11 protein-coding genes are annotated in these 11,007 nt (G+C 70.6%); 7 read left to right on the top strand and 4 right to left on the bottom strand.

What is annotated here, in order from left to right; genetic code table 11:
• The 3 genes from Q1N79_RS25455 to Q1N79_RS25445 all read left to right on the top strand — a co-directional run.
• Positions 1–2,564: tetratricopeptide repeat protein (locus tag Q1N79_RS25455; RefSeq protein ID WP_300613205.1), on the top strand; the 2,564-nt coding region annotated here is incomplete at its 5' end.
• A 176-nt stretch (positions 2,565–2,740) separates the two neighbouring features.
• Complete coding sequence (locus Q1N79_RS25450) at positions 2,741–3,106, top strand: hypothetical protein (protein WP_300613203.1); 366 nt, start codon at positions 2,741–2,743, stop codon at positions 3,104–3,106.
• Positions 3,099–3,614: a hypothetical protein gene (locus Q1N79_RS25445; RefSeq protein ID WP_300613201.1), complete on the top strand. Its 516-nt coding sequence runs from the start codon at positions 3,099–3,101 to the stop codon at positions 3,612–3,614. The genes Q1N79_RS25450 and Q1N79_RS25445 overlap by 8 nt, the downstream gene beginning before the upstream one ends.
• Positions 3,615–3,631: 17 nt before the next feature.
• Here Q1N79_RS25445 and Q1N79_RS25440 read toward each other — a convergent pair whose 3' ends face one another.
• Together Q1N79_RS25440 and Q1N79_RS25435 are read right to left on the bottom strand one after the other, a co-directional pair.
• Complete coding sequence (locus tag Q1N79_RS25440) at positions 3,632–4,006, bottom strand: hypothetical protein (protein WP_300613199.1); 375 nt, start codon at positions 4,004–4,006, stop codon at positions 3,632–3,634.
• Positions 4,006–4,629 carry a GGDEF domain-containing protein gene (locus Q1N79_RS25435; RefSeq protein WP_300613197.1) on the bottom strand — a complete coding sequence of 208 codons (624 nt, stop codon included), beginning with the start codon at positions 4,627–4,629 and terminating at the stop codon, positions 4,006–4,008. The genes Q1N79_RS25440 and Q1N79_RS25435 overlap by 1 nt, the downstream gene beginning before the upstream one ends.
• A gap of 95 nt (positions 4,630–4,724) precedes the next feature.
• On the opposite strand from Q1N79_RS25435, the gene Q1N79_RS25430 reads away from it, so the two are divergent.
• Positions 4,725–5,810, top strand: a complete 1,086-nt coding sequence (locus Q1N79_RS25430; RefSeq protein WP_300613195.1) for a hypothetical protein — start codon at positions 4,725–4,727, stop codon at positions 5,808–5,810.
• 16 nt (positions 5,811–5,826) lie between these two features.
• Here the strand turns inward: Q1N79_RS25430 and Q1N79_RS25425 are convergent, their stop codons facing one another.
• Positions 5,827–6,786 (bottom strand): AIM24 family protein, encoded by a 960-nt coding sequence (locus tag Q1N79_RS25425; protein ID WP_300613193.1) that lies wholly within the window; start codon positions 6,784–6,786, stop codon positions 5,827–5,829.
• Positions 6,787–6,802: 16 nt separating this feature from the next.
• On the bottom strand, positions 6,803–7,600 hold the full coding sequence (locus Q1N79_RS25420) for an AIM24 family protein (RefSeq protein WP_300613191.1): 798 nt from the start codon (positions 7,598–7,600) through the stop codon (positions 6,803–6,805).
• Positions 7,601–7,735: 135 nt separating this feature from the next.
• On the opposite strand from Q1N79_RS25420, the gene Q1N79_RS25415 reads away from it, so the two are divergent.
• The 3 genes from Q1N79_RS25415 to Q1N79_RS25405 form a co-directional block, all read left to right on the top strand.
• On the top strand, positions 7,736–8,608 hold the full coding sequence (locus Q1N79_RS25415; RefSeq protein WP_300613189.1) for a xanthine dehydrogenase family protein subunit M: 873 nt from the start codon (positions 7,736–7,738) through the stop codon (positions 8,606–8,608).
• 6 nt (positions 8,609–8,614) lie between these two features.
• Positions 8,615–9,082 (top strand): (2Fe-2S)-binding protein, encoded by a 468-nt coding sequence (locus tag Q1N79_RS25410; RefSeq protein ID WP_300613187.1) that lies wholly within the window; start codon positions 8,615–8,617, stop codon positions 9,080–9,082.
• Between the two features lie 12 nt (positions 9,083–9,094).
• The coding region (locus tag Q1N79_RS25405; protein WP_300613185.1) for a xanthine dehydrogenase family protein molybdopterin-binding subunit at positions 9,095–11,007 on the top strand (1,913 nt) is incomplete at its 3' end.

Below are 11,007 nucleotides of genomic sequence, written 5' to 3'. Positions count from 1 at the left end.
TCGCGGCGTGGGGTGGCCGGGAGATGTCCACCGAGGGGGACAGCTTCTTCGTCGTGTTCGAGTCGGCGAGCGACGCGGTGGGCTGCGCCGTGGCGGCCCAGCGGGCCCTGGCCGGGCATGAGTGGCCGGGCGGCGTGGCGGTGCGGGTCCGGATGGGCCTGCATTCGGGGGAGCCGGCCAACAGCGACGGCAACTACGTCGGCATGGATGTGCACCGGGCGGCGCGGATCGCCTCGGCTGCGCACGGGGGCCAGGTGGTGCTGTCGGAGGCGACGCGGCTGCTGGCGGCGCCCCGGCTGCCGGCCGGGGTGTCGGCGCGGGACCTGGGGTTTCACCGGCTGAAGGACATCGAGGCGCCAGAGCGGATCTACGAGCTGGCCGGGCCGGGGCTGCGGGAGGACTTCCCGCCGCTCAAGAGCCTGGGCACGCAGACGAGCCTGCCCGCGCCGGCCACGCCGCTTGTCGGCCGCGAGGGCGACCTGGAGCGGCTGTGCGCTGCCCTCGCGGCGCCGGAGGTCCGGCTGGTCACGCTCACCGGCACCGGCGGGGTCGGCAAGACACGGCTGGCCCTGGCGGCCGCCGCGGCGCTTGGGCAGGCTTTCCCGTACGGGGTGTTCTTTGTCGCGCTGGCGGCCGTTCGCGACGCCGAGGTGATGTGGAAGACGCTGGCCGGCAGCCTGGACGTGAGCATGGACGGCGAGCCCGCGGACGCAGTGACCGGCTACCTGGCCGGGCGCCGGGCGCTGCTGGTGCTTGACAACCTCGAGCAGCTCGACGGGGCCGCCGCGGCGGTGGCGGCGCTGCTTGAGGCCGCCCCTGGCCCGGTGCTGCTTGCCACGTCCCGGCGGCCGCTGCATGTCCCTGGCGAGCACGAGTTCCCCGTGCCGGCGCTGGAGGTGCCCGGCACGGCAGGCGTGCATGACGTGGCGGCCTCCGCCGCGGCCCGGCTGTTCGCCCAGCAGGCGGGCATGGTCCGGCCCGGTTTCGCGGTCACCGCGGACAACGCCGCCGACGTCGCGGCGATCTGCCGTCGGCTGGACGGGCTGCCGCTTGCCATCGAGCTAGCCGCGGCCCGGGTCAAGCTGCTATCACCCAGGGCCCTGCTGGCCCGCCTCGGGCACAGCCTTGGCCTGGCCGCGGGCACGGCCGAGGCCGGGCGGCCGCTGCGCCAGCAGACCTTGCGCAACACCGTGGCCTGGAGCTACGACCTGCTCGACCCGGGCGCGGCGCAGGTGTTCCGCCGGATGAGCGTGTTCGCAGGCGGATGCGACCTGGACGCGCTGGCCGCGGTGGTCGCGACCGGCGGCGACCCAGCCGGTTCCGACCCGCTGGAGCTGGTCGCCGGGCTGCAGGACGTCAGCCTGGTCACGGTGACCGAGGGCATCGACGGCGAGCCGAGGATGAGCATGCTTGAGACGATCCGCGACTACGCCCTGGAGCGCCTGGAGCAGGACGACGACGTGGACGGCACGCGGCGCCGGCACGCCGAGCACTACGCGGCCGTCGCCGAACGAGAACACGATCAGCTCGACGGCCCGGGGCAGCTGACCGCCCTTGACCGGCTTGAAGCCGACCTTGACAACCTGCGCGCCGCGCTGACCTGGTCGCTGGAGCCCCCGGCCGCCGCCGGGGTCGGCCAGGGCGAGCGGGCCGTCATTGGCCTGCGGCTGGTCCAGGCGCTGACCCTGTTCTGGTATCAGCGCGGCCAGGCTACCGAGGGACGGCGCTGGCTGCAGCGGGCCATGGACCTGGCCTCGGCTGACGGCGGCGAACCGCTGGCGCGGGTGGCGCACGGGCTCGGGGTGCTGCTGGACACGCAAGGCGAGCCGGACGCGGCACGCCGGCTCTTCGAGCTCAGCCTGGCCATCTGGCGCGAGCTTGGCGTCAGGGACCAGCAGGCGAGGGAACTGAACAGCCTCGGCATCGCCCATCATCACCTCGGCGACCCGCAGGCCGCACGACCCTTGCTTGCGGAAAGCGTCGCGATCGCCCGCGACATGGGCAACAAGATCCGGCTAGCCGCGGCGCTGACCAACCTCGGCCAGCTGGAAAGCGTCGTCGGCGACTTCGACCGGGCCACCCAGGCGCTGCAGGAGGCGCTGACGCTCGACTCCGAGCAGGGCGACGTGTTCGGCGTGGCCCTGGATCGGCAGTCTCTCGCGCTGGTCAGCCTCCGCGCCGGCCGTCCGGGGGAGGCCCGCGACCTGCTCTCCGGCACGTTCGACTACGTCGCGAACTCCGGCAACACCCCCTTCCTCGCGAACATCCTGGAACTGTCGGCCGCCATCACCGCCGCCCTCCGCGACCCCGTGCGGGCGGCCCGCCTGATGGGGGCCGCGGACGCGATCCGCAAGCAGTGGGGCATGCAGCGAACCGATCGGGAGGCCGCCAGGATGGAGCAGTACCTGGCCCAGGCGCGCGCCGCCGTCAGCTCCCAGGCCTGGGCCGCCGAACTGGCCGCCGGCCGGGCGCTGACCGAGCAGGAAGCGGTCATGCTCCTGGTTTCGCCCGGCCAGGCACACGACATGCCGGCTGAGCAGTCGGCCCTCGGTGAGGGCGCGTGAAGCGGGTCGGGGCAGCCGGGCGCCAAGTGTTCCGCCGCGATGGCCCGGCCGCGATCTCGCGGCTCGCGCTGCCCGCGCGCGGCGCCTCCTGCCCAGTTCCCATCGCCCCATCCGGGCAGCCGACGGCCGGCCGCGGGCGGACGCCCGTTACTACGGAAGGTAGTAACATGTCGTCCGTGAGCGGTGCACTTCCCACGACGATCATCGTCGCCGGTCTCGCGCTGGCCGGGTATGCGCTGCTGATGACCGCCCTCAACCGGCGAATGGGCCTTGTCCTGCTCGTCGCGCTTGGCGTGCTCGAGATCTTGCTTCTTGTCCTGGTCGCCACCATCGTGATCAGGCTCGTCGGCGGCGGGCGCCCGGCCGGGCTGCCTACGCTGATCGGATACCTGATCGCCACGCCGCTCGTCCCGGTGGTCGCGGGGTTCTGGGGGGCGCTGGAGCGATCGCGGTGGGGCCCGGCGGTTATCGCCGTAGCCGGGCTGGTCGCGGCCGTGCTGATGGTCCGGCTGCACGAGATCTGGCCGGTCATCCGTGTCTGAGCCCATCGCACCGCCCGAGCCCGCACCAGCGCAGCCGGAGTCGACAAGGACAGGCCCAGGCCGGCTGCTTGTCGCCGTCTACGGCCTGTTCGCGCTCTCGGCTTCCGCACGGGCCGGGGTGCAGATCGCGACGAAGTTCAGCCACGCCCCGGTCGCCTACTTGCTGTCGGCCTTCGCCGGCGTGGTCTACATCCTCGCCACGGCCACCCTCGCCAACGGCAGCCCGACAGCACGCCGGATCGCGGTCGTGTCCTGCTCGGTCGAATTCGCCGGCGTGCTGGCCGTCGGCACCTGGAGCCTCGTCGACCCGGCCACCTTCCCCGATGCCACGGTGTGGTCCGGCTACGGCAGCGGCTACGGCTTCGTTCCGCTCGTCCTTCCGGTCTTCGGCCTGCTCTGGCTGCGGCACTGGGCCAAGCGGGCCGCAGCCCAGCGCATGAGCATGCCCGCGGCGAGAGATGAGGCCGAAACGGCAGGTGGCGGCGCAGTCGACGCTGGGCGGCGCTGACGGGTGGCTGCCGGGCGCTATCCGGGCCAGTCGAGCTGGGCTTCGGGCACGCCCATGGCGCGTGCGTAGTCCTCGACCGTCGACCGGGCCGCGCGGTCACCGCGCCGGTATCGGAAGACGCGATCGCTGAAGACCACGAATACCTCCTCGTCCGATCGGAAGTCGCAGTACCAGCCGCCAGTTTGCGCAAGCACGCGGCTCAGCGCCTCGGCGAGGTCGGCGGCACGGGCCGCGGCCACGTCGAAGTAGATGAGCGTCCACAGCTCCGGCTCGTTGTCGACGCGCACGCGGCAGACCTTCGTGACCGCGAGCGGGATGCCGTGCAGTTCGGTGCCTGCCCGAAGGCTTTCGGCGATGAGCGTCCCGGAATAGACGGCGTCGGCGTCCGGCATCAGAGCGCGTCCTTGTGCTTGTCGAGCAGGTCGTCGAGTGCCTCGCGAAGCAGACTGGCTTCCGTCCGGTCGCTCGCCGAGGAGAGCTTGGCGAGGCGCTCGAGATTCGCCTTGCTGTAGTAATTGCTCTTGAGGACCATCTTCTCCTCGACGTACATGGCGACCCGGTCGCGTCCGTGGCGCTTGGCGCGCATCAACGCCTCGCCGGCGGCGCGGTACAGCTCCCCGGCGGTCGTACCATGCGGCGGGTTCGCGGCTATGCCCACCGAGACGCTCACCGCGTCGGCGACGCCCTCGACGGTCATGCCGGCGAGGTGACGGCGCAGCTCCTCAAGCAGCACGACGGCATTCTCAGCCGAGGTGCCGGGAAGCACGACGGCGAACTCATCGCCTCCCAGGCGTGCCACCGAGCCCCCGCGCGGGATGTTGGCGCGGAGCACACGGTCCCAGGCCGTCAGCACCGCGTCGCCGGCCTCGCGCCCGCGGGCCCGGTTGATCGCGGCGAAGTCGTCGAGGTCCGTGAGGGCAAGGGCAAGGGCGGCGCTGCCCGCGTGCAACTGACCGTCGAGCCCGGCGAGGAAGACCGTACGATCAGTAGCCGCCGCCGGAGCCATAGTAGCCATGGTATATATATACGTCTCATAATATGAGCGGTCAAGAAGGCGCGCCCCCTGTCACCGAGCGCGGCGGTTATCGCGCCAGGCTGCGGGGTGGCAGGATGAGCGCAAGGGAGGGGAGGCTTGCCATGCCGCCAGATCATGTCCACTTCAACGGCAGCGTCAACCTGGCCGATGCCGACTCGGTGATGCGCGAGATAGCCTCGCGGGTGCCGTCCGGCCTGCGGCGCATTCCCGACGGGGAGACCGGGGACCGGGCCAGCTGGATCTTCTTCCAGCTGCAGAAGTTCCTGCAGCTGCCCTGGCTGGTTCCGGCGCGGCCGCCGGATGCCGCAGGCGAGGACTACGCGCAGCTGCCCGTGCTGCGGCTGGCCGACGGCATCGACCCGGCGGAGGTGAGCTGGCCGGACCTCGGCTATGCCGACATCTACCTAAGGTCGTATCAGACCTTCGCCGCGCTGCGCGAACAGGGCGTGATCCCGGCTGGTGTCAGGTTCCAGGCTCAGTACCCGACGCCGCTGGCCTCGATCGGCGCCTTCATCGTCCCGGAGCAGCAGCAGGCGCTACTCGGCTCCTATGAGCGGGCGATGTTCGCCGACCTGGACCGGCTGCTCAGCCAGGTCCCGCATCGCGATGTGGCGGTGCAGTGGGATGTCGCGGTGGAGTTCGGCGTCTTGGAGGAGTCTTTCGCCCCCGGCGGCGCGCACGCCTTCGCCCCGATCGCCGCCGCCCTGGCGCGCTGCGTGGATCAAGTGCCCGCGGACGTCCCCGCCGGGCTGCACCTGTGTTACGGGGATTACGGCCACCAGCACTTCACGCAGCCCGAGTCGCTGTCACTGCAGGTCCGGGTGCTGAACGCGGTGACCGCGGCCGCCGGGCGGCCGGTGAGCTTCGTGTCTTTCACCGTGCCGCAGTACCAGCGTGACGACGGCTACTTCACGCCGCTGGCCGAGCTGGGCGGGGACCCGGGCACCGAGCTGAATTTCGCGCTTGTCCCGTACCACCCGGCCGAACAGGCGCCGGGCACCACCGAGGCGCAGGTGCGGCTCATCGACGCGGCCCTGGCCACCAGCCCTGGCGGCGGCCGTGACTGGGGCGTCTGCACCGAGTGCGGGATGGGCCGCGCGGGCCGGGACGAGATTCCGGCGCTGCTGGACCTGCACAGCCAGATCCTGGCTGCCCGATAGCGCCGTCGCGCGCCAGCTAGGGGTACAGGGGCTCACGGTCCTTCACCTTGGCGCGCCAGCGGCTCGTGTCGGGGTTCCAGTTCCGCCAGCTTGCGTCCGGGCCGAGTTTGTCCCACCCCCAGGTGCCTTCGGCTTCGAATCCGTACTGGGACTGGATCGCGACGCGGCCCGGCCCGGTCAGCCGGATCATCGGGATGTACAGCCAGTGTGCCCGCGGCGACGCCGGGCGCTCCATGTGGATGTTCATCCGCACCGACGTGTCCTTGTAGACCAGGGCCCGCGGCACGACGTAGATCTGGTCGCCGTCCCCCAGGTCCTTGATGAATGTGTTCCCGCGGGAGTGCAGGAGCAGCAGTCCGCGCTGCTGCTGCGCGGTGAACCGGTCCACGTACGGCCCGCCCGGGTAGGTCACATCCCAGTTCGACGTGCCTCTGTCGCGGATTTCCCAGAAGATGCGGGAGCGGAACCACTCATAGTGAAGCGCCATGGTCGCCACGAGGAAGTGATGCATGCTGACGTCGATGCTCAGGCCCTTCTCAAGGGGCACGGCGATGAGCTCGCCCGGGTCGTCGTCGGAGAACGCGATGTGTCCCGGGCCGGTCGCCTCCATCAGCACCAGCGGCATCCCGGCCATGGCCCGGTTCCAGGCGTTCTTCATCGGCAGCGCAGCGAGCTGGGTCGCCGGGTCGGCCCACAGCAGCACGTGGTGGGAGAAGTAGACCTGGTCGCCCGGGGCGAGGTTCATCTCGGCCACCGGCACGTAGGTGCCGGTGATCTGGCAGCGGGACTGGCCGACCTGGATGCGGGCCATGTCGCGGATCGGCGGCTGCTCCACCCATCCTTCCTCGTCGCGCAGCTCGCGGGTGCTGACCGGCGCCCCGCAGTTCGGGCAGGCCGTGCCGCCCGCATCCGAGACCAGCCGGCAGAACGGGCAGGTGTAGCCGGGGGCGGCAGGTGTGCCGGCACTCTCACTCATCGCCGCGCTCCGATCCCTAGTTGGTGTGCCGGTGCACGTACATCGACTGGATGGCGATGCGTCCAGGGCCGGTCAGTTCCGCCCAGTTCGCGTGGTGGAAGCCCGCGCCGGCCGTCACCTGGACGGGGGAGACCGTCACCGGCGAGTCCTTGTACAAAAACCCTCCAGGCTCGACCAGGATCTTTTCCCCCACGCCGAGCCGCCGCTGCAAGACGTTGCCGTATCCATGCAGCAGCAGCAGCCCCTGCGTGTCGTCAGCAGCAGTGAACCGGTCCACGTACATCCCTGGCCCGCCGTGCAGCATGCTGGCCAGCTTGTCGATCTTGATGAAGTCATAGCCCACGTTCGCCGACGCGGCAAGGAAAGAGTGGCCCCGCACGTCGAGCTCCCTGCCCGGATGCAGCGGGATGACGATCACCTCGCCGGAAGCGTCGCGGGAGACGGCGATCCGTCCGGGACCGCGCGCCTCGATCACCGCGTGCGGCATCCCCGGGGCGATCAGCCGCTGCCCGGCCTTTTTCAGGTTCTTCCCGGCAAGGGCGACCGTCCGCTCCTTCCACAGCAGCGTGTGCTGCTCGAAGTAGATCGTGTCGCCTTCGGCGAGAATGATCTCGGCCACAGGGACGACCTGGCCCGCGACCTGGCAGGTGATGTTGCCGACCCGGAACTCGGTCATCTCCTGCAGCCGGGGTGCCGCGCGCCACCCCGACTCCGAGGCCGCGTTCGCCACATCCAGCGGCGCGCCGCACGTCCCACAGCTCAACCGCCCAGGCTCGTTCTCGTACTGGCACCACGAGCAGGCAATCCGTTCCACGGCGGCAGGTTACTCTCGCGAGCCCGGCGACCGGAAGAAGAAGAACTAAGGCCGCTGTTACGGTTATCGGGGCGATCTGAGAGCCTGGGAAGCAGGAAGCACTCCTGCCCGGAGAGCTGGAGAAGGGCCGCGTCGATGAAACTGCCTCCCGTTGACTACGAGGCGCCTGAAACCGTTAACGAGGCTGTGGAATTGCTGGCTGAACATCTCGACGAGGCGAGCGTGCTCGCCGGCGGGCAGAGTCTGATCCCGCTGCTGGCACTGCGACTGGCCCACCCGGCGGTGCTCATCGACATCAACGGCGTAGCCGGGCTGTCCGGGGTGTCGGTGACCGACGGCTGGGTGGCGGTCGGCGCCATGACGCGGGAGTACGCCGCCGAGGAATCCGGGATCGTCGCCGATGCCGTGCCGTTGCTGGCGGCTGCCCTGCCCTTGATCGGCCATGAGGCGATCCGCAGCCGCGGCACGATCGGGGGCAGCCTGGCGCACGCCGACCCGGCGGCCGAGCTGCCTGCCGTCGCCCGGGCGCTCGATGTCGAGTTCGTGGTGCGGAGCAAGTCGGGCGAACGGGTTATCAAAGCGGCGGACTGGTTCGAGGGTTACCTCACGACGTCGCGCCGTCCCGACGAGCTCCTCGTGGAGGTGCGCTTCCCGGCCGCGAGACCGGGCACGGGGATCAGCTTCCAGGAGGTCGCCCGACGCCACGGGGACTTCGCCGTCGTCGCCCTGGCGGCGTCACTGACGCTTTCCGACGGCGCGATCAGCGATGCCCGGCTGGCGTTCGCCGGCATCTCCGACGTGCCGGTGCGGGCCACGGGCGCGGAGGACCTCCTGGTCGGCGAGCGGCCGTCGGGCGAGCTCTTCGATGAGGCGGCCCGCCTGGCGACCGAGGACATCGACCCGCCTGCCGACTTGCACGGGTCGTCGGACTACCGGAAGAAGGTCGCGACCGCGTTGGTGCGCCGCGGCCTGCGAGCGGCCGCGGACAACGCCGGCGAAAGGCAGTGACTGAAGGTGGACATCACCCTGCGGGTCAACGGGGCGACACGCACAGGCTCTGCGGAGGCACGCAAGACGCTCGCGGACTTCCTGCGGGACGACCTGAACCTCACCGGCACCCACATCGGCTGCGAGCACGGGGTCTGCGGTGCGTGCACGGTCATCGTCGACGGCCGGGCGGTGCGCTCGTGCCTGATGCTGGCGGTCCAGGCCGCAGGCCGCGAGGTAACGACGATCGAGGGGCTGGCGCCGGACGGTGAGCTTGGCACACTGCAGCAGGCGATGTGGGACTCCCACAGCTTCCAGTGCGGGTTCTGTACACCCGGCTTCGTCATGCAGGCCACGGCGTTTCTCCGCGCCCATCGCGACGCTGACGAGCAGCAGGTCCGCGAGGCGCTGTCCGGCAACATCTGCCGGTGCACCGGCTACCAGAGCATCATCGACGGCGTCCTGCTGGCCGCCGAGCGGGCCCGTCAGAGCTGAGGCATCCAGATCATGGCAGGAATTGTGGCCGAGCGTTACACCGGCGCCAGCATCAAGCGTTCTGAGGACCCGCGCATCCTTACCGGCGCCGGTCGCTACGTCGACGACATCAAGCTCCCGGGCATGCTGCACGCCGCCTTCGTGCGCTCCCCGCTGGCCCACGGGCAGGTGCTCAAGGTGGATGTCTCGGCCGCACAGGCCCTGCCCGGAGTCGTCGCGGTGTTCACAGGGGCGGACCTGGCGGCGATGACGGTCCCTGGGCAGGATCCGCTGTTCGCCATGATGGGCGCCGGTGGCCCCATGCCCGAATACACCTTGCTGGCGACCGACAAGGTGCGTTTCATGGGCGACCCGGTCGCGGTCGTGGTCGCCGTGAGCCGCTACCTGGCCGAGGACGGTTGTGAGCTGGTTGAGGTCGACTATGCGGAGCTGCCTGCGGTCGTGAGCGCGGATTTCGCCCTCGACGCCGGCAGCCCGCCGCTGTTCGCCAACCTGGGTAACAACATCATCGGCCCGCACAAGCGCAGCGAGTTCGGCGACGTCGCCGGCGCCTTCGCGGCGGCGGACCGCGTTGCCGAGTTCCGCATCGATGTGCACCGCCACCAGAACGTGCCGATGGAGGGACGTGGCTGCGTGGCGAGTTTCGATGCCGACTCGGGCTTCATGACGATGTACGCGGCAACGCAAAGCGTGCACATCACCAAGATCGGCGTCGCCACGCGCCTCGGTATCGCACCGGACAAGGTGCGCGTGCTGGCCGGCGATATCGGCGGCTCGTTCGGCTTGAAGATCGGGGCCTCCCGGGAGGAGCTCGCCGTCGCGGCCGCGTCGCGCGCTCTTGGCCGGCCGGTCAAGTGGGCCGAGGACCGGAGCGAGAACCTCATGGCGTCCGGGCAGGCCCGCGAGGAGAGCTTCGACGTCCGCGCCGCTGTCAGTGACGACGGCGACCTGCTTGGACTTGACGTGCGGATGGTGCTTGACAACGGCGCCTATCCGGTCATGGGCACGATGGTTCCGTCGATCATCGAGATGATGCTCCCCGGTCCGTACAAGCTCGCGGCCCTGGGCTTCGAGTCGACCGCGGTCACGACCAGCAAGGCGTCGTACATCGCCTATCGCGGGCCGTGGGCGTCGGAGACGTTCGTGCGGGAACGCGTCCTGGACCTGCTCGCCAAGGACCTCGGCCTTGATCCGCTTGAGATCCGGCTGCGCAACGTCGCCCCGCGCACCGACCCGCCGTTCACCATGATCACCGGGCGTCCGCTGGCCGGAGTCACCGCGAAGGAGTCGCTGGAGCGTATCGCCCAGGTCGTGGACATTCCGGCCTTCCGGCGCCGGCAGGCCGAAGAGCGCACCCGGGGTCGTCACCTGGGCATCGGCCTGGCGACGTTTATCGAGGCCGCTCCCGGCCCGCGCTCACCGGAGGGGCCCAGCGGCCCGATGGGCTTGGAGTTCATGCGCCTGCGGCTCGCCGAAGATGGCGTGCTGACATTGTTCACGGGGCAGATGCCACACGGGCAGAGCCATCAGACCACCCTCGCCCAGATCGCCGCCGACGAATTCGGCGTGCCATTCGAACACGTCCGCGTCGTCGTCGGCGACAGCGACGTCGTCCCCTTCGGACTGACGGGCGGCAGCCGGTCGGCCACCATGACCGGGGGCGTGGCGCTGCATGGCGCTCGCCAGCTGAAGGCCAAGGTGCTCGGTTTCGCGGCGCATCTGATGGAGGTCAGCGCCCAGGACCTGGTGATCACCGACGGCAATGTCTGGGTGCGCGGCGACCCGGCGAGCGCGATCGCCGTGACCGAGGTCGCCGAGCGTGCGGCGTCGGGGGACTTCGGTGCCGACGTGGACGCCAGGCTCGAGGTCGAGGCCGCGTTTGACGGCGGCGAAGGTGGCTGGTCCGGCGGCACGCACTGCGCCAT

Source organism: Trebonia sp. (genome assembly GCF_030042015.1).
Lineage (GTDB): Bacteria > Actinomycetota > Actinomycetes > Streptosporangiales > Streptosporangiaceae > Trebonia.
The sequence above is the reverse complement of the archived record's forward strand: the minus strand, read 5'-3'. Positions and strand labels throughout refer to the sequence as shown.